This is a genomic window from Streptomyces sp. NBC_01298 (genome assembly GCF_035978755.1).
Lineage (GTDB): Bacteria > Actinomycetota > Actinomycetes > Streptomycetales > Streptomycetaceae > Streptomyces.
Genome location: NZ_CP108414.1, coordinates 2,531,006 through 2,550,415, shown reverse-complemented (window position 1 = coordinate 2,550,415; position 19,410 = coordinate 2,531,006). Strand labels below are relative to the sequence as shown.

General features: G+C 71.8%; 14 protein-coding genes. 10 read left to right on the top strand and 4 right to left on the bottom strand.

The window, feature by feature from the left end:
- Positions 1-41: 41 nt before the first annotated feature.
- The 10 genes from OG730_RS11505 to OG730_RS11460 all read left to right on the top strand — a co-directional run bounded on the left by OG730_RS11505 (position 42) and on the right by OG730_RS11460 (position 12,255).
- A complete protein-coding gene (locus OG730_RS11505; protein ID WP_243331716.1) occupies positions 42-638 on the top strand; it encodes a DUF5998 family protein in 597 nt (198 codons plus the stop codon).
- Positions 638-1,843, top strand: coding sequence for an alkaline phosphatase family protein (locus tag OG730_RS11500; RefSeq protein WP_327304157.1), 1,206 nt, complete (start codon positions 638-640; stop codon positions 1,841-1,843). Before OG730_RS11505 ends, OG730_RS11500 begins: the two co-directional genes overlap by 1 nt.
- Before the next feature lie 51 nt (positions 1,844-1,894).
- Positions 1,895-2,545, top strand: a complete 651-nt coding sequence (locus OG730_RS11495) for a thymidine kinase (RefSeq protein WP_327304156.1) — start codon at positions 1,895-1,897, stop codon at positions 2,543-2,545.
- Between the two features lie 90 nt (positions 2,546-2,635).
- The gene (locus tag OG730_RS11490) at positions 2,636-3,046 is read left to right on the top strand and encodes an SseB family protein (protein ID WP_327304155.1); all 411 of its coding nucleotides are present in this window, start codon (positions 2,636-2,638) and stop codon (positions 3,044-3,046) included.
- Positions 3,046-3,612 (top strand): hypothetical protein, encoded by a 567-nt coding sequence (locus tag OG730_RS11485; protein WP_327304154.1) that lies wholly within the window; start codon positions 3,046-3,048, stop codon positions 3,610-3,612. The genes OG730_RS11490 and OG730_RS11485 overlap by 1 nt, the downstream gene beginning before the upstream one ends.
- Positions 3,612-8,267, top strand: coding sequence for a putative T7SS-secreted protein (locus OG730_RS11480; RefSeq protein WP_327304153.1), 4,656 nt, complete (start codon positions 3,612-3,614; stop codon positions 8,265-8,267). Before OG730_RS11485 ends, OG730_RS11480 begins: the two co-directional genes overlap by 1 nt.
- Positions 8,251-8,538 (top strand): hypothetical protein, encoded by a 288-nt coding sequence (locus OG730_RS11475; protein WP_327304152.1) that lies wholly within the window; start codon positions 8,251-8,253, stop codon positions 8,536-8,538. The genes OG730_RS11480 and OG730_RS11475 overlap by 17 nt, the downstream gene beginning before the upstream one ends.
- A 10-nt stretch (positions 8,539-8,548) precedes the next feature.
- Complete coding sequence (locus OG730_RS11470) at positions 8,549-8,755, top strand: hypothetical protein (RefSeq protein WP_327304151.1); 207 nt, start codon at positions 8,549-8,551, stop codon at positions 8,753-8,755.
- A 208-nt stretch (positions 8,756-8,963) separates the two neighbouring features.
- Positions 8,964-10,151 (top strand): sensor histidine kinase, encoded by a 1,188-nt coding sequence (locus OG730_RS11465; RefSeq protein WP_327309221.1) that lies wholly within the window; start codon positions 8,964-8,966, stop codon positions 10,149-10,151.
- A 184-nt stretch (positions 10,152-10,335) separates the two neighbouring features.
- Positions 10,336-12,255, top strand: coding sequence for an L-glutamate oxidase LgoX (locus tag OG730_RS11460; protein ID WP_442815188.1), 1,920 nt, complete (start codon positions 10,336-10,338; stop codon positions 12,253-12,255).
- Between the two features lie 36 nt (positions 12,256-12,291).
- Here OG730_RS11460 and OG730_RS11455 read toward each other — a convergent pair whose 3' ends face one another.
- The 4 genes from OG730_RS11455 to OG730_RS11440 form a co-directional block, all read right to left on the bottom strand.
- On the bottom strand, positions 12,292-14,247 hold the full coding sequence (locus OG730_RS11455; RefSeq protein ID WP_327304149.1) for a CASTOR/POLLUX-related putative ion channel: 1,956 nt from the start codon (positions 14,245-14,247) through the stop codon (positions 12,292-12,294).
- 211 nt (positions 14,248-14,458) lie between these two features.
- Positions 14,459-14,902: a DUF7144 family membrane protein gene (locus OG730_RS11450; RefSeq protein WP_327304148.1), complete on the bottom strand. Its 444-nt coding sequence runs from the start codon at positions 14,900-14,902 to the stop codon at positions 14,459-14,461.
- 174 nt (positions 14,903-15,076) lie between these two features.
- Complete coding sequence (locus OG730_RS11445; RefSeq protein ID WP_327304147.1) at positions 15,077-17,167, bottom strand: DUF11 domain-containing protein; 2,091 nt, start codon at positions 17,165-17,167, stop codon at positions 15,077-15,079.
- An 87-nt stretch (positions 17,168-17,254) separates the two neighbouring features.
- The gene (locus OG730_RS11440; protein ID WP_327304146.1) at positions 17,255-19,384 is read right to left on the bottom strand and encodes a lectin-like domain-containing protein; all 2,130 of its coding nucleotides are present in this window, start codon (positions 19,382-19,384) and stop codon (positions 17,255-17,257) included.
- Positions 19,385-19,410 lie beyond the last annotated feature (26 nt).

The window sequence follows — 19,410 nt, the reverse complement described above, 5'->3', positions numbered from 1 at the left end:
GGGCGGCCGGTGTGCCCCGTACGGGCCTTAGGATGGACCTCATGGCGAAATCCGGTACGACGACCCAGGGGCTGCGCACGGCGATCGAGCGCAGCGGCTACTACCCGGCCCTCGTGGCCGAGGCCGTGGAGGCCGCGGTGGGCGGCGAGCCGATTTCGTCGTACCTGGTCCACCAGGAGACGACCTTCGACTCCAACGAGGTGCGCCGGCACGTCACCGTGCTGGTCCTGACCGGCAACCGCTTCATCGTCAGCCACACCGACGAGCAGGCCGCCGACGCCGGGTCCCCGTCGCCGTACGCGACCACCTCCACCGAGTCGGTCAAGCTGGCCAGCATCTCCTCCGTGGTGCTCAGCCGCGTCGTCGCCAACCCGGAGTCCTACACTCCCGGCACCCTGCCCCGCGAGGTCGTGCTGACCATCGGCTGGGGCGCGGTCTCGCGCATCGACCTGGAGCCCGCCGCCTGCGGCGACCAGAACTGCGACGCCGACCACGGCTACACCGGCAACTCCACCGCCGACGACCTCAGCCTGCGCGTCAGCGAGGCCGGCGACGGCCCGGAGGCGGTGCGCCAGACCCTGGTCTTCGCACAGGCGCTCTCCGAAGCGACGGCAGCCACCTCCACCCCCGCCCGCTGATGGCGTACTCCGCCGCGCAGAGCTGGCAGGACGAGCCCGAGCTGCTGGACCTGGCCGGAGCCCCGGTGCCGCACTACGGCACCGGTTCGCTCGCCGACCTGCTGCCCACCCTCGTGGCCGGCCAAGGCGTGCCCGGCTTCGAGGCCTCGATCGCCGAGCTGACCCCGGCCGACCGGAACTGCGTGTTCCTGGTCGACGGCATGGGCTGGGAGCAGATCAAGGCCCACCCGGACGAGGCCCCGTACCTCACCTCCCTGCTCGCCACCTCGCGCGGCGGCACCGGCCGCCCGATCACCGCGGGCTTCCCGGCGACCACCGCCACCTCGCTGGCCTCCGTCGGCACCGGCCTGCCGCCCGCGCGGCACGGCCTGCCCGGGTACACCGTGCGCAATCCCGCCACCGGCGAACTGATGAACCAGCTCCGCTGGCAGCCGTGGACCTCGCCCAAGCCCTGGCAGCCGTACCCGACCGTCTTCCAGCAGGCGGACGCGGCCGGAGTGGCCACGGCTCAGGTGTCCTCGCCCGCCTTCCAGACCACCCCGCTCACGAAGGTCGCGCTGAGCGGCGGCACCTTCCTCGGCCGGATGACCGGCGAGGAGCGCATGGACCTCGCGGCCGAGCGGCTCGCGGCCGGCGACCGCTCGCTCGTGTACACGTACTACAGCGAGCTCGACGGGGCCGGGCACCGGCACGGCGTGGACTCCGACGCCTGGCGAGGCCAGCTCATGTACGTGGACCGCCTGGTCCAGCGCCTGGCCGAGCAACTGCCGCCGCGCACCGCGCTGTACGTGACCGCCGACCACGGCATGGTGGACGTCCCCTTCGACGAGGACTCCCGCATCGACTACGACGACGACTGGGAACTCGGCGCCGGCGTGGCCCTGTTGGGCGGCGAGGGCCGGGCCCGGCACGTGTACGCCGTACCCGGAGCCGAGGCCGACGTCCTGACCGTCTGGCGCGAGGTGCTCGGCGACCGCTTCTGGGTGGCGAGCCGCGCGGAGGCCCTGGACCTGGGCTGGTTCGGGGCGCCGGGCGAATGCGACGAGCGGGTCCTCGGCCGCATCGGCGACGTGATCGCCGCGGCCCAGGCCGACGTGGCGATCACCGCCTCGCGGGCCGAGCCCAACGAGTCGGCCCTCGCGGGCATGCACGGCTCCATGACCCCGGCCGAGCAGCTGGTCCCGCTGCTCGAAATCCGCTCCTGACGCGCGCCTTCCCCCTCACACCCCCTCCCCTCGAAAGGCCCTGTACTCCCCATGCCCGAGCTGGTGTTCTTCTCCGGAACGATGGACTGCGGAAAGAGCACACTGGCGCTCCAGATCGCCCACAACCGTGATGCGCGGGGGCTCCAGGGCGTCATCTTCACCCGTGACGACCGGGCGGGCGAGGGCAAGCTCTCGTCCCGCCTGGGCCTGGTGACGGAGGCGGTGGAGGCGCCGGAGGGGATGGACCTGTACGCGTACGTGGTCGCCCAGCTCACCAAGGGCGGCAAGGCGGACTACGTGATCGTGGACGAGGCCCAGTTCCTGGCCCCCGAGCAGATCGACCAGCTCGCCCGCATCGTGGACGACCTCGACATGGACGTCTTCGCCTTCGGCATCACGACGGACTTTCGCACCAAGCTCTTCCCCGGCTCGCAGCGCCTGATCGAACTGGCGGACCGCCTGGAGCAGCTCCAGGTGGAGGCCCTGTGCTGGTGCGGCGCCCGCGCCACCCACAACGCACGCACGATCGGCGGCGAAATGGTGGTCGAGGGCGCCCAGGTCGTGGTCGGCGACGTGAACCGCCCGGCGGAGGAGATCGGCTACGAGGTCCTCTGCCGCCGCCACCACCGCAAGCAGATGACGAGCGCCGCGGCCCAGGCCGGCGCCCTCTCCCCGGACGTCCTCCCGGTCAACCACGCCTGACAGGGCCGCGGAAGGGGCCTGAGGGAACCGGTGGGGTCCCCGGTAGCGTGTTGGTCTGGGACGCTGCCCGGCGCTGGAGGGATGCAGCTCATGGAACTGACCGCGGAGATTGAGGCGATACGGGACGGGCTGGGCGATCCGGCACGCCTGCTGGGGGAGTTCCGGCGGGCCGTGCTGCTGGTTCCGCTGGCCGAGGGGCCCGACGGCGGGCTGATGTCGGCGGTGTCGGGTGGGATCCGCTGGATCTACGCGTTCACGGACGAGGAGGCCCTCGCCCGGTTCGCGCAGGCGCGTGGTGAGGCGGAGTCCGCCCGGGAGTGGGACTACCTCTCGGTGCTGGGTGCGAGGCTGGCCGATGCGGTGGTTCCGATGGCGGACCGCCCGGCCGGTGTCGTCGTGAACGTCGCGGACGACGACGGTTCGATGTTCTTCCCGCCGGTGGCGGGGATCGTCCCGGATGCGAACGCGGTGGATCTGGCCGGTCCTGGGGAGGTGGCCTGATGGCGGGCGACGGGGACCTCGAGGTTTCGCCGGCGGCGGTCAAGAACATCCAGGACGGGCTGAGGGCGGCGATCGGGGAGCTGCGGGAGTCGGGGGACGCGGCCGGGGCCTCGATGGGTGCGGGGTTCGAGAACCTGGCGATGACGGGGATGGAGGCCGGGCACGCGGGTCTGGCCACGGACTTCGAGGACTTCTGCGAGCGCTGGGAGTGGGGCGTGCGGAGTCTGGTGCAGAACGCGAGCACCCTCGCCCAGTCGTTGGGGATCGCGGCGGGCACGGTGTGGGAGGAGGAGCAGTACCTCCAGGGCTCGTTCAAGGTGGTCGCGAACGCGGCCGCGTTCGGCAATCCGCACGCGAGTGAGGACGAGATCGAGCAGAAGGGCTGGGGTGACATCTTCTCCGCGGACGCCTACAAGCCCGATTACAGCCCGGAGTCCTTCGAGAAGAGCGCCGAGGACATCAAGAAGACCTGGTCGGACACCGGGGACCAGCTCACCTCCACCGGGAAGATCGGTTCGCTGAAGGACCTGTTGGAACAGGCGAAGCGTGACGGGGGCGGTCACTGATGGGCTGGCGGGATTTCGTACCGGACGTCATCGAGGACGGTGTCGAGAAGGGTGCGGAGAAGGTCGGCGACGCGGTCGAGTGGGCCGGTGACAAGACGGCCGACGTCGCCGAGCATGTCGGCCTGGATGACGCCGGGGACTGGATCCGCGACAAGAGCCGCTCTGCCGCAAACCAACTCGGCGCGGATGTGGCCGAGTTGGAGCTTGGCCAAACCGAGGACCCGAACAAGCTGATCTACGGCAGCGTGTCGAAGATCCGGGCGCAGGTGTCCCATCTGAACGATTTCAAGGCGTCGTTCGACAAGGTCGGCAACGGTCTGAAGGGGATGGGGGAGCCGGACGGCCTGAGGGGCAAGGCGGCGGATTCCTTTCGGGAGTCGGTGGCGAAGGAGCCGCCGCGCTGGTTCAAGGCGGCCGAAGCCTTCGGGAAGGCCGCCGACGCGATGGGCCGGTTCGCGGAGACGGTGGAGTGGGCGCAGGGCCAGGCCAAGGAGGCGCTGGAGGAGTACAACCACGCGAAGAAGGTCTCCACGGACGCCCGCAGCGCGCACAACAAGCTGGTCGACACCTACAACGACGCGGTGAGGGCGGAGAAGGACACGCTGCCGCCGCGCCCGTCGGAGGGCTTCACTGACCCGGGCACCGCGCTGGCGACGGCCGCGCAGGACAAGCTCACCAGTGCCCGCAAGCAGCGCAACGACGTGGCGGAGACGGTGCGTACGGCAGTGCGTGCGGCGCGTGACGCGGCTCCGCCGAAGCCTTCGTACGCGAAGCAGCTCGGCGACGGCATGGACTACATGGACCTGGCCAAGACGCACCTGGCGGGCGGTGTCATGAAGGGCACGGCGGGGATCGCGAACTTCGCGCGGGCGCTGAACCCGATGGATCCGTACAACCTGACGCACCCGGCCGAGTACGTGACGAACCTGAATGCGACGGCCGCGGGTCTGGTCACGGCGGCCAACGACCCGCTCGGTGCGGGCAAGCAGATGCTCGACGAGTTCATGAAGGACCCCTCCGAGGGCATCGGGAAGATGATCCCGGAACTCATCGGCTCCAAGGGCCTGGGCGCACTCAAGAAGGGCGCCACGGTCGCCAGGCACGCCGATGACCTGAAGCCCGGCCGCACCCAACTCGGCAAGGACGGCCCCGGCAGTTCCTCGCGCGCCCCCAAGGACAAGACGTGCATCGACGACCCGGTCGACGTCGCGACCGGACGGATGCTTCTGCCACAGACCGACCTGGTCCTGCCGGGCTCGCTGCCGCTGGCCCTCACCCGTACCTTCGAGTCCTCGTACCGGGCCGGCCGCTGGTTCGGGCCTTCCTGGGCCGGCACGCTCGACCAGCGGTTGGAGATCGACGCCGAAGGGGTCGTCCGGATCGGCGAGGACGGCAGCCTGTTGTGCTACCCGCATCCCGCCCCGGGCGTTCCCGTATTGCCCACCCACGGCCGGCGCTGGCCACTGGATCGGATGCCCGAGGGCGAGTTCACGGTCACCGACCCCGACGCGGGCCGGGTCTGGCATTACACCGCCGAGGGCGTCCTGGTTCAGCTCGACGACCGAAACGGTGCCTGGATCGCGTACGAGTACGACGACGACGGCAGCCCGACAGCCGTCAGCCACAGCGGCGGCTACCGGGTGCACGTCACCACCGCCGAGGGCCGGATCACCTCGCTCTCCCTGGGCGACGGCACCAGGATCCTGGACTACGGCTTCGACGACGGCCACCTCACCGAGGTGGTCAATTCCTCGGGGAAGCCGCTCCGGTTCGGCTACGACGATCAGGCCCGAATCACCTCCTGGACCGACACCAACGGCCATCACTTCGATTACGCCTACGACGACCGCGACCGTTGCATCGCCCAGTCGGGCACCAACGGCCACCTCAACGTGCGCTACGTGTACGAGCCGGGTCTCACCCGCGCCACGAACGCACTGGGTCACCTCCGGCGGTACGAGACGAATGAACGGGCGCAGGTGGTGGCCGCGACCGATGCCACCGGTGCGCTGGTCCGCACAGAACGCGACCATTTCAACCGCCTGTTGTCGCACACCGATCCGCTGGGCCGGCGGACCGGACTCTCGTACGACGAGGCGGGCCGGATCACGTCCGTGGTGGGACCGGACGGCCGTAGGTCGACGGCGGAGTACAACAGCCTCGGCCGGCCGGTGCGGATCGTGAACTCCGACGGCACCGTGGTGCGGCAGACCTACGACGAGCGGGGAAATCGCACCTCGGTGACGGGCCCTTCGGGCAGCACCACTCGCTTCGCCTACGACGAGCGCGGGCACATCGCCTCGGTGACCGACGCACTGGGCCATATGACGGCGGTCCGCTGTAACGCGGCGGGACTCCTCGTCGAGACGGTCGATCCTCTGGGCAACCGCACCCGTTGGGAGTACGACGCCTTCGGCCGCACCGCCGCAGTGACGGATCCGTTGGGCCACACCGTCCGCATGGAGTGGAGCGTGGAGGGCCGGATGCTGCGCCGTACGGCCCCGGACGGCGGCTCGGAGTCCTGGACGTACGACGGCGAGGGCAACTGTGTCCGGTTCACCGACGCCGCGGGCGGCACGACCCTCTCCGAGTACGGGGACTTCGACCTGCTCACCGCCCGCACCGGCCCGGACGGACTGCGGTACAGCTTCACTCACGACGCCGGGCTGCGGCTCACGGACGTCACCAACCCGCAGGGCCTGACCTGGTCGTACAGCTACGATCCGGCGGGCCGCCTGGTCGCGGAGACGGATTTCGACGCCCGCCGCACTGGCTACGCCTACGATCCGGCGGGTCGCCTCACGGCCCGCACGACGGCCACCGGCGAACGGATCACCTACGCGTACAACGAACTCGGCCAGGTCCTCCGCAAGGAGGCCGCCGGAGCGGTCACGACGTACGAGTACGACGTTTCGGGCCAGCCCGCCCGGATCGTCGGCCCGGAAGCTGAGGCCATACGGTTGCGGGACCGGGCCGGACGGCTGATCTCCGAGACGGTCGACGGCCGCACGCTGACGTTCACCCACGACGAGGTGGGGCGCCGGACGGGGCGGACCACCCCCGTGGGGGAGCGGACCGAGTGGACGTACGACGCGGCGGGGCGCCGGACGCGCCTCACCACGGCGGGCCGAACGGTCACCTTCGAACGTGATGCCGCCGGCCGGACCCTGTCACGTTCCCTGGGCGGTGGAGCCTCGCTCTCCCGCACCTTCGACGAAGTGGGCCGCCTCACGGGGCAGCAGCTGATCGGCCACGATGGCCGGGGCCTGCGGCGACGCGGCTACGCCTACCGCGCGGACGGTGCTCTCACGGAGATCGACGACAGCCTGACCGGACCCAGCGCCATCACCCTCGATGCGGCTTCCCGCGTCACGTCGGTCGACGCGGAGAACTGGACCGAGCGGTACTCCTACGACGAGGCGGGCAACCAGACCTCGGCCTCATGGCCGGCCTCACACCCCGGCGGCGAGGCCCAGGGGGACCGGGTGTACGAGGGCACCCGTATCCAGCGCGCCGGATCGGTTCGCTACGAGTACGACGCGGCGGGCCGTGTCACCCTCCGGCAGAAGGCCCGCCTTTCCCGCAAGCCCGACACCTGGCGGTACACGTGGGACTGCGAGGACCGGCTCACCTCGGTGATCACGCCGGACGGCACGACGTGGCGATACGGGTACGACCCGTTGGGGCGTCGCACCTCCAAACAGCGTCTCGCCGGGTCCGGAGAGGTGGTGGAGGAGACCCTGTTCACCTGGGACGGCCCGGTGCTGTGCGAACAGACCACGATCTCGCCCGACCTGCCGCACCCGGTCACGCTGACCTGGAACCACCAGGGCGCGCACCCGCTGACCCAGACGGAGCGCATCACCACGGGCTCCTCGCAGTCCGAGATCGACACCCGGTTCTTCTCGATCGTCACGGACCTGGTGGGTACTCCGACCGAACTGGTCGACGAGGGCGGGCAGGTGGCCTGGCACACCCGGGCCACCGTGTGGGGTACGACCACCTGGAACCGGGACGCGACGGCGTACACCCCGCTCCGGTTCCCCGGGCAGTACTTCGACCCCGAGTCAGGCCTCCACTACAACGTCTTGCGGACCTACGACCCGGAGACGGCGCGCTATCTCTCGCCCGATCCGCTGGGTCTCGCCCCGGCAGCCAACCCCGTGGCCTACGTCCACAACCCGCACACCTGGGCCGACCCGCTGGGCCTGACACCGTGTCCCGAGGACGAGCATCTGTTCCGGGGCACCACACGCGGATTCGACGGAAGCCCGGGCGTCCAGGAGCTGACCATCACGCCGACGTCGACAGATCCCGGTGTGGCCACGGTGTTCGCGACCCGGGCGCAGGAGTTCGGCGACGCCGTCGTCCAAGTCGTCCCGCGCAGTTCCCTGGACGGGGTGGAGACCTACCACGGCTACATCCGGCGGGAGGCGGAGGTGCCTGTCGGTCTGTCCCCGGCGGAGGTCACGGCCCGTGCGTCGGCGGAGATTCCGTCCGCGGCCGCCCGCGACATCCTGAGGGATATGGGCGTCCATGTCCCCAGTCGGATCAACCAGGCGGACATGGACCCCCTGCTGGAATACGACGTCCCTAAACTGACACCGGAACAGATCTCGGAATTCGTTCGAAGGGCTCATGAGTATGGCGGCTGACGCCCACCGGCTCCTCATCATCTCGGTCGAGAGCGCAGAAACCTCACGGGCCGTCTGCGTGGTACGGAGCCTGTACGGATCCGCACGCGTCGGGATGCGCTACCAGCTGCCCTCCCCGGCGGACGGAACCGTCGAACTCACGGAGATCGAGTGGTACGGGCATCCCCGGGAGGTGCTGGACGAATCGCACCACGGGAAGGTCTGCCTCGTCGGTTCCGGTGCGGGTGCACTGCGGGCTGAGGAAGCCTTGGCGGTGCGGGAACGGAGCTGAAAGTTGGTGGATGGTCAAGAACACGGCGTGGTCGGAGGTGGCCGGCGCCCTGGCCGCCGCCGGTCTGGCCGAGGGGGCCTTGGTGCGCACGACACAGGGCGACTGCCTCGAATACCGGAACCCGGACACCAAGGTGTCCGTACTCGTCGTCGACGGTGAGGACGAGCGGGACGACTGGCCGGGCCACGCGGGCCTCTGGAGCGTCAGCCGCGGGTGAGGATCCGGCAGGGATCCGGCACTGACCCGAGGGCGGGCTCCTTGTGACACGCGGGTCATCCGATCGGTGTACCCGTGGCACTGCCCTGCTCGGCGACAATGTGGTGGTTTGCCCGGTTCGGGGACCCCTATGCCAGGAGGCGCACGTGCGGCCCGACTCCAGCGGCCCCTCCGCAGGTGATCCGGACGACCAGCGGCTCCCGCTGGTCATGCGCGTCACGTTCTTCGTGCTGATCGGCACGTCGATGATCCGGTTCGTCCAGCGGCACACCCAGGAGGTCCGGGCCCCCTGGGTGATCGCCCTCGCCGTCCTGCTCGCCGTCCTCTACGTGCTCGGCGGGCCCTCCACGGCGGCCGGGACGCCCCCGCCCCGCGGCCGCGTGCCCCGGCCCGCCGCCTCTCGGCTGGTCTGGCTGGGCCTGGTCGTCACCGTGTGGGCCGTCCTCGTGCTGCTCGCGCCCAGCTTCGCGTGGGTCGCGGTCCCTCTCTTCTACTCCGTGCTGCGCACGCTGCCGCCCGTCGCCGCGTACGTCCTCGTCGCGTTCCTCACGCTCCTCGTGATCTTCGCGCAGCTGACCCTGGCCCCCCGCTTCAACCTCGACCTGGTGATCGGGCCGGCCGCCGTCGCCGCGCTCAGCACGGCCGTCTTCCTCCACATGCAGCGGCAGGCGGCCCGCCAGCACGCCCTCATCGACGACCTCGTACGCACCCGCCGCGAACTGGCCGCCACCGAGCGCCGCGAGGGCACCCTCGCCGAACGCCAACGGCTGTCCATGGAGATCCACGACACGCTCGCCCAGGGCCTCTCCAGCCAGCAGATGCTGCTCCAGGCCGCCGAGCGGACCTGGGACACCGACCAGGCCAAGGCCCGTGGCCACGTCCGAGCCGCCGTGTCCATCGCGGAGCTCAACCTCGCGGAGGCCCGCCGCTTCGTGCACGACCTCGCCCCCGCCGACCTCGCCCACGGCGGTGGACTCGACGCCGCACTGCACGCCCTCGCGGAACGGGAGTCCGGCGCCGGGCTGACGGTGCGCGTCCACATCGACGCGGGCGGGCGGATCGCCCCGCTGCCCGAACGCGTGGAGTCCGCGCTGCTCCGCATCGCCCAAGGGGCGCTGGCCAACGTACGGGAGCACTCCGGTGCGACCACCGCCGGGCTCACCCTCACCCGGCTCGACGACCAGGTCGTCCTCGATGTCGCGGACAACGGGCGGGGGTTCGACCCCGAGGCCCTCCCCGACGCTCCGTCCGGCCTGCGCGGACACGGCGTTCCGGCGATGCGGGCCCGGATGCGCCAGCTCGGCGGGACCCTGACCATCGAGTCGTCGCCCGGTGAGGGCGCCGTGCTGACCGCCGCCGTGCCCGTTCCGCCCGAGCCTGTCCCGCCCGTGCGCTGAGGGCGCGGTACGGGCGCGGCGCGAGCCCGGTCGCCGGGCTCGCTCAACGGCCCGCAAGGCCGGGCATGCGAAACCCAGTTCGTCAGCACGCCGGGCGCGCGACGCACGTCCGGGTGGTCCTTGCCCGCGCGGGTCCTTTCTGGCCGGTCGGGGCCGGCCGGACGGCGAAGGTTGGGTCATGATCATGGACCCCGATGCCAACTCCGCAACCTCCCGCCGCCCCTCCCGCCGTACCGTCATCGCCGGCGCGGCCGCCGTCGCCGCGGCGGGCGGGCTGACGGTGGCCGTCACCTCCGCCGAGACCTCGCAGGCGGTACCCGGAGCCGCGGTCGCCGACTGGGGTGCCTGCATGACGATCGCGCGGGCCGTTCTCGTCCGCGACGACGAGGACCAGCCGCTCGTACCGCGCTACGCCGACATCCTCCTCAAGAGCGGCCTGCCGCGCTCCCGCCGTCCCGGGAAGAAGGTGCTGGTCATCGGCGCCGGACCGGCCGGCCTCACCGCCGCGCACCTCCTGCGCGAGGCCGGGCACGAGGTCACCGTGATCGAGGCCAACGGCAACCGGGTGGGCGGCCGGATCAAGACCTTCCGCACCGGCGGCCACGAGAACGCCGCGCAGCCCTTCGCGGACCCCAAGCAGTACGCCGAGGCCGGCGCGATGCGCATCCCGGACAGCCACCCGCTGGTCACCGGGCTGATGGACAGCCTCGGCCTCAAGCGCCGGCGCTTCCACCTGGTCGACGTGGACGGGGCCGGCCGCCCCGCGTACCGCACCTGGATCCACGTCAACGGCATCCGGGTCCGCCGCGCCGACTACGCGCGCGCCCCGCAGACGGTCAATCGTTCCTTCGGCGTGCCGCGGGCGTACGAGTCCGTGCCCGCCTCGCGGATCGTCCGCGACGCCTTCGCCCCCGTGCGCCGCGAGATCGAGGGCAAGAAGGACAAGGAACTCGTCGAGGGCTGGGCGCGCGTCATCCAGCGCTACGGCCACATGTCGATGTACCGCTTCCTGACGGAGGAGGCCAAGCTCGACGTGCGGACCATCGACCTGATCGGAACCGTCGAGAACCTCACCTCCCGCCTGCACCTCGCCTTCGTGCACAGCTTCATCGGCGCCTCGCTGATCAGCCCCGACACCGCCTTCTACGAACTGCCCGGCGGCACCGCCACCTTGGCCGACGCGATGTACGCCCGGGTCAAGGACCTCGTACGGCTCGACCGGCGCGCCACCCGCATCACCCACGGCGAGGGCGAGGTCACCGTCGAGACCGTGTCCGAGGGCCGCGGCGGCAGCCCCGTGCGGCGGGAGACCTTCACCGGCGACACCGCCATCATCACCGTCCCCTTCTCCGGACTGCGCCACATCCCCATCACCCCCGCGCTCTCCTACGGCAAGCGGCGCGCGGTCACCGAGCTGCACTACGACGCCGCCACCAAGGTGCTGCTCGAATTCAGCCGCCGCTGGTGGGAGTTCGACGAGGCCGACTGGAAGCGCGAGCTGGAGGCCGTGCGGCCCGGCCTGTACCGGAAGTACCAGACCGGGCAGACCCCGGTGGACGGATCGCTGCTGGGCGCCCACTCCTCCGTCCGCGCGGGCCACATCTCCGCCGGCCAGCGCGCGCACTACGCCGCCAGCCGCGTGGTCAGCCGCGACCAGCCCGAGGCGGCCGGAGTCATCGGCGGCGGTTCGGCCACCGACAACCCCAACCGCTTCATGTTCCAGCCCTCCCACCCCGTGGAAGGCAGCGCCGGCGGCGTGATCCTCGCCTCCTACAGCTGGTCGGACGACGCCCTGAAGTGGGACTCGCTGGACGACGAGGAGCGCTACCCGCGCGCCCTCGCGGGGGTCCAGGAGGTGTTCGGACAGCGCGTCGAGGTGTTCTACACCGGTGTCGGCCGCACCCAGTCCTGGATGCGCGACCCGTACGCCTACGGAGAGGCCTCCGTCCTGCTGCCCGGCCAGCACACCGAGCTCTTCCCCGACGTCCGCAAGGCCGAGGGAAGCCTGCACTTCGCCGGGTGCCACACGTCCATCAAGCCCGCATGGATCGAGGGAGCCCTGGAATCCGCGGTACGGACCGCCCTGGAAGTGCACACCGCCTAGCCGGCGCCGCGGCCGCCCGGTTGTCCCGGGCGGCCGTCAGCTCTCCGCGAGCACGATCAGCCAGTCCTCCTCGGAGAACCGGATCCGCTGCCGCTTGTCGGGGTTGATCCGCACCCCGTGGTCGGGGGCCGCGGCGCTCCGCGCGCGCAGCCGGTAGCCGACCGCGCATTCCCGGCGCCGCCGCGCCGACTCCACGGCCGTGGCGAAGGAGACCTCGGAGCCCGCCCGGACGTAGTCCGTGGCCGGCTTGAGGTGGAACTCGTGGCCCCGCGCCGTGAACAACTCCTCGAAGACCTCGGCGAGATACGGGCTCTCCGAGATCTGCGTCATCAGCAGACTGATCAGCCTGCCGCTCACGATGAAGTCCGCTCCCTCCCGGGCGGGTGCGAGGAGCCGGTTGCCGTCGTCGGACATCTCGGTGGTGAGGGCGAGTTCCCGCTGCGCGGCCTCCCCGACCGCCCGCAGGTACAGCAGGGTCACCAGCGTCCTGTCGTCCGCCCCGGCCTCCGCCTCCGCCGCCGTACCCGCTCCCGGCCCCGCCTCCGGATCCGCCGCGGCCGGGACATGCGTCTCGCCGATCACGATCACGCCGTCGTACGAGGGCACGTCCAGCTTGGCCAGGGTGAGCGGGTCGGTGATGTCGCCGGTGTGGAGGGAGACGTCGAGGCGGGACCGGGAGGCCGCGGCGGACCGGGCGCCGTGGGTGTCCGCGTACGCGCCGAGCGCCACGACGTCCAGGGTCGTTCCCGGGCTCACGTACTGGTCCAGCTGCTCGATCACGAGCGGGGCGCGGCGGTTCCAGCCGAGCAGCAGGAGGCGCTCGGCCGGGGCGGGCCGGGGCCGGGCCGACACGATCGCCTCCTCCTCCACGAGGGAGACGAGGGAGGCCGCGTCCTCCCGGACGGCCGTGTCGTCGTCGCGGGAGATGACGATGATCCGGTCGGCCGGGCCGATCAGGGTCTCCTGGCCGGGGTTGAGGGTGACGCTCCCGTCGGCGTGCAGCAGGCCGACCGCGCAGGACGTGGCGAACGACAGCAGGGCCTCGCCGAACGTCCGCCCGGCGAGGCCCTCTGCGGCGACCGGGTAGAACTCGTCCCCCTCGAAGTCCAGCAACTCCGAGTAGACGAGGGAGAGACCGGGCTGCCGGGCGGTCTGGACGAGCAGCCGGGCGACGATGTCGTCCACGCACAGGACGTGCCCCGCGGGCCCGGCGGCGAGCCGGGCGGTGACGTGGTTGCGGGAGTCGCGGACGGCGGCCACCACCACCGCTCGCCCCTCGCCGGACCCGGGGACGGCCGCGCCGAGGGCGAGGAGCGTCTTCACCACGTGGGCGTCACCGCCGTCCCCGGTGGGGGGCAGCACCAGCACCGCCTTCGCGCCGCGCGGACTGACCCGGCACAGCTCGGTGGGGTCGGTGGTGCTCCCGCTGCGGCAGATGATCCGCGTCCTGCCGCCGTCGCCGACGCGGGTGGAGATCTCGTCCTCCATCCACACCTTGTCCTGCGGGGCGAGCACGGCGATGGCGGACCCGCGCTGGTTCGCGTTCGCGGCCACCAGCTCCCCGATCACCGGAAAGACCTGGTCCGACCAGCCCAGTACGACGGTGTGCCCGGTCTCCAGCACGGTGGAGTGCCCGAGGCGCAGCGCCATGATGCGCCGGTTGATCCCCGTGGTGATCAGACTGACCAGGGTCGACACGAAGAGCAGCGCCACCAGCGCGAGGGACACGGAGGCCAGTACGTAGAGCGGGGAGCCGACGGCGCCCCCGATCTTCAGGGTCTGGCCGACGCTGACCCACACGGCGGTGAGCCGGCCGGACAGCGTGGTCGGAGCGGACCGGTCGGACCAGACGAGCACCATGCTCGCCGGGACGACGACGGCCAGGCAGGCCAGGGCGAGCCAGCCGATCAGCGCGGCCGTTCCGCCCGAGACCAGATGGTCGAACCGGTACCGGAAGCGGAGCCGGAGTGACGTCGTGTGCTGCTGCGCCACACAAGCTCCCGTACATGAGTCGACGCGCCATTCGCGCCGGTCGGAGCGGCTGCCCGCCCACCGGGGATCACCCTAGGCAGGGGCGCGCCCCCGCCCCACGTGAACCGCGCCGGCCTCACTCAGAGGTGTGAACGCGCCGGGGCGCCCTTCCCGTGTCGCACGCCCGGCCGGTGGCCGGTGCGCGGAGCGGGAGGGGCGCCCGGAGCGCCGTTCAGGAGGTGGTGGAGCGGGATGTGCCCTTGTCCGTGCACAGGGCCCAGATGATGAAGACGCCGATGGCGATCGAGATGAGGCCCCAGAGCGGGGTGTAGGGCAGCCACAGGAAGTTGAGGATGATGTCCAGGGCGACGATCACCACACCCGTGACCTTGGCCCAGGCCGCGCCCTTGAGGATGCCCGCGCCGACGACCACGAGCACGATGCCCAGGACGAGGTGGATCCAGCCCCACGCCGTGACGTCGAACTTGAAGGTGTAGTCGCCGACGCGCGCGTAGACGTCGTCGTCCGCGATGCCGACGATCCCCTTCAGGATGCCGAGGACGCCTTCGACGAGCATCAGCACGCCGGCGAACACGGTGCCGCTCGTCGCCCACGGGTTCTCGTCGGCGGTGTACCTGCTGTTGGGGGCCCTGCTGGGGGGCGTTGCCTGTGCCACGAGAGGCTCCTTCGTCGGGCGGGACGCCGTGGGTCCTGCGTTGCGCCCAGCGTCGGTGGCGGGGGAGCGGGGGGACATTCGAGCGCGGCCATTCGGGTGAGTTTCCAGGGCGGGCGCGCACGCCGGAAGGCCGGCAGGGCGGGGCGCCCTGCCGGCCTTCCGTGGGGTGCGGGGTCAGGGGGTCGTCTTGCCGACCTCCAGGTCGGCCGTCGGGTCCTTGACCGTGCCGCCGGGCGGGCCGGCGGCCGCGCTCGTGTTGTTCGCGGGCCTGGGGTCGCGGGTCAGGGAGTCGACGATCGCGGTGTTGCGGATGTCGGAGCCGTTCCCGGTGTACTCCGGGTCCAGCTTCACCTTGATCACCCAGGTCATCGAGGCCCCGGACGCCAGCCGCGGCAGCGGGCCGCAGGTGACGGTCCGCCCCGAGGTGCAGCCGGGGTCGCCGGATACGAAGCTCAGCGCGGTCGGGAGCGTGTCGGAGACCGTGATCTGCTCGGCCTGGGAGGGGCCGTTGTTGGTGACGGTCAGGGCGTAGTCGAAGGTCTCGCCCGGGGCCACGGGACTGGTCTGGACGGCCTTCTTGGCGAGGGCGAGGTCCGCCGCGGGATCCGTGACGTGCCCGCCGGGCACGGTCGCGGTGCTCTTGTCGTTCCCGCTCGCCGGGTCGATGTTGTCGGCCGTCACCTGGGCGGTGTTCTTCAGGTCGCTGCCGTCTCCCGCGTAGGCGGGATCCACCTTCACGGTGAGCAGGTACTCGAACGTCTCACCGACCCTGAGCGGGCTGGTGCGCCTGCACGAGACCAGGTGTCCGGCGACGGTGCATCCGGCCGGGGAGGAGGTCACGTACGAGAGGCCCTCGGGCAGCGCGTCGGTGAGCTTGACGTTGAAGGCGTCGGCCGACGGGCCGTTGTTGGTGATCCGGATCCGGTAGTCGAAGGTCTCGCCCGGCACCGGGGGCTTGGTGCCGACCGCTTCCTTGACCACTTCCAGGTCCGCGGTCGGCTTGTTGACGGTGCTGCCGGGCAGGCCCGCCGGGCTGCTCGTGTTGTTCTCGGGCTTGGGGTCCTTGGTCCGCGAGGTGGCGGTCGCCGTGTTGCGGATGTCGGATCCGTTGCCGGTGTAGTCGCTGTCCAGGCGGACGGTGAACCGCCAGGTCCGGGACCCCGAGGGCTCCAGTACGGCCACCGGGCCGCAGCTGACCGTACCGTCGGTGACCGAGCAGCCGTCGGGGGAGGAGACGAAGGCGAGCTGCGCGGGCAGCTTGTCGGTGACGGTGGTGCCCAGTGCGCGGGACGGGCCGTCGTTGGTCGCGCTCACCACGTACTCGAAGGTCTGTCCGGGGGCGACCGGGGTGTCGTCGGCCGGCTGCTTGGTCGTCCACACGTCGGCCTGCGGGGCGGTGACCCCGCCCGGCGGCAGCACGGCGCGCGAGGTGTTGTCGGCGGGCTCCGGATCCTTGGACGCGGAGGCGGAGGTCGCCGTGTTGCGCAGGTCGCCGCCGTCGCCGGAGTAGGCGGCGTCCAGCTTCACCTTGAAGGTCCACACCACCTCACCGCCGGGGACGAGCCGGGCCAGCGGGCCGCAGGTGACGGTCCGTCCGGACACCGCGCACGGGTCGGCGGAGGACACGAAGTCCAGCCCGACGGGCAGGGCGTCGGTCACCACGACGTTGCGCGCGTCGGAGGGGCCCTTGTTGGTCGTACGGACCTCGTACTCGTACTCCTGGCCAGGCACCGTCGGCCCCGCGCCCAGCGGGGTCTTGACGGTGGCCAAGTCCGACACGGGATCGAACGGCCCCGGCGGCAGCACCGGATCCGGCTTGTTGTTGGCCGGGTCGGGATCGGTGGCCTCGGAGCTGCCCGTGGCACTGTTGCCGAGGTCGGAACCGTCGCCCTGGTAGGAGGGGCTCAGCCGGGCCTGGAAGCTCCAGCTCTTGGTCTCCCCGGCGGAAAGCTGCGGTTCGGGCCCGCACGTGACGGTCTGCCCGACGGCGGTGCAGCCGTCGGCGGAGCCCACGAAGGAGATCCCGGTGGGGAGCTTGTCCGTCGCGGTGACCTTCCGGGCCACCGACGGGCCCTTGTTCCTCGCGGTCAGCGTGTAGGTGATCAGGTCACCGGGGGCCTTGGCCCGCTGTGCCGTCACCTCGATCCTGGGCCCTCCGCCGGGCAGGGCGGCGGCCCCGGGGACCGGTCCGGCCCACAGGGCCGCGGCGCTGAGCAGCGGGGCCAGGGCCCACACCGCCGACCGCCGGCCGGGTGTCGTCGTCATCGCGCATCGTTCCGTTTCGTGCGGGAGGGGACCGTACAGAGAGAGCTGTACGGGAGTTGGGGGAGGGCGGGCAGGGGGGCGGCCCCGTCAGCCCGCCGTCGCGCGCTTCGCGAGCTCGATGTCGGCGGTCGGAGGGCGGACCCGCCCGCCGGGCACACCGGCGGAGCCGCTGTTGTCGAGCGGGTTCGGATCGGCCGTGTCCGCGCGGGCGGTCGCGGTGTTCCCCAGGCCCGTCCCGTCCCCGGTGTACGCCGGGTCCAGGCGCACGGTGAAGGTCCACGACCGGACCCCGCCCGGGTCCAGCGTCGCCGCCGTACCGCAGGTGACGTCCCGGCCGGCGGCGGTGCAGCCGCCGGCCGAGGAGACGAAGGCGAGCGCCGCGGGCAGCGGGTCGGCGACCGTGACCTTCCGGGCCACCGACGGGCCGTCGTTGCGTACGGTCACCGTGTACGTGAAGGTCTCCCCGGGGGCCACGGGGGAGCGGGCCTCGACGGCCTTCACCAGCGAGAGGCCGGCCTGGGCGGCCGCGACCCCGCCCGGCGGGGCGGCGGCCGCGCTGGTGTCGTTCGCGGGCTGCGGATCGGTGACGGCGTGCCGGACGGACGCGACGTTACCGAGGTCCGAGCCGTCCCCCTGATAGGCCGGGTCCAGCCGTACGCGTACGGTCCACGAGGTGCTCGTCCCCGCGTTCAGCTGATCGCGGACCGGGCAGGACAGCTGCTGTCCCGAGGCCGTGCACCCGTCGGCGGAGGAGACGAACCGCAGCGGCCCGGGAAGGGTGTCGGAGAGCTGGACGGCGCTCGTGTGGGAGGGCCCCAGGTTGCGCGCGGTGAGGCGGTACGCGAACTCCTGCCCCGGGACCACCGGTCCGGAGCCGACCCCCTCCTTCTCCGCGGCCACGTCGGCGCGCGCCGTCACCACCGTGGGCGCGGCCGTGGAGCTGTTGTCCGCCGGATTGGTGTCCGTACGGTCCGCCGGGGCGGTCACGGTGGCGGTGTTGGACAGGGTGCCGGGCTGGGCCGGGGCCGTACCGGTGACCGTGTAGGTGACGGAGCCGCCGCGCTGGAAGTCGGCCGTGGTGCTCAGGGCGTTCCCGCTGCCGGAGGACTGCCCGCAGGTGCCTCCGGTGCCCGCGCGGCAGGTCCAGGTCACGTTGGTCAGTCCGGGCACGGTGTCGCGCACGGTGGCTCCGGTGACCTCGTTGGCCTGGCTGTTGGAGACGGCCAGGGTGTAGGTCACCGGTCCGCCGCCGGCGGGCACGGTCGCCGGGGAGCCCGTCTTCGTGAGGGTCAGGTCGGCCGGCACGTTGATCCGCAGGGTGTCGATCTCGTGCACGTTCGTCGCACCGCCGGTGCTGCCGGAGAACCCCACCTTGAGGGTGGCCGGGAGCTTCGGCTGGTCCTTGATGCCCGTGACGTCGAAGTCGGTGATCAGCTGGGTCATGGCCGTGCCGGGGCCGCTGTCGGACCACACCGACAGCAGCATCTTCGTACCGCTGGGCAGCAGGGAGACGCGCACCGTGCGCTCCTTGTCGCGGCTGCCCGTCTCCACGGTCTTGCCCGGTCCGTCGGCGGACGTGGCGTGGCGGTACCCCGTCCTGGCGCTGCCTCCGCCGCGCACCACGATCTTGTTGGGCTGGTTGCCCGGTCCGCCGTTGCCGACGACGCTGGAGGAGAAGTTGCCGAACTCGTCGAGCCCGATGCCGAGGTACGCGCCCGGTACGCCCGAGGTGGCGCAGGAGTCCGCTGCGCCCGTGCAGGCGTAGCCGAGGGCCCCGCCGGAGGGGCCGACCCCGTCGGCCGCCGCGCCGTCGGCCAGGTAGAACGACAGCCCGTCACCGCGCTTGCTCTCGATGGTGGTTCCCCCATAGCTGGCGTAGCTGAACTCGACGAGGATGCCGAGGCTGGAGGGGAAGGAGTCCTTCAGCTTCCAGGTGCCGGCCTGGTTGGTGCTCGCGGAGGTCAGCCGCAGCCAGCCGCCGCCATCGGGATAGCTCGCGTTGCCGCTGGCAGTGCCCAGGTTGGTGGAGCTGTTGAAGTTCTCGTTGACGGGGAAGGCCAGCGCGCGGGGCCGGGGGCCGCCGGCCGGACCGGCCCCGGCCACGGCGTCCGGGGCCGCGGTCGCGGGCGTGGAGAGCGCCGCCGGCAGGACCAGCGCCGCCGCGCACAGCAAGGCGGCAGCGGCCCTGCGCCACAGGGGACTCCGGGGCATGGTCATACCGGAACGTTCCTCGTCTTCTCGCG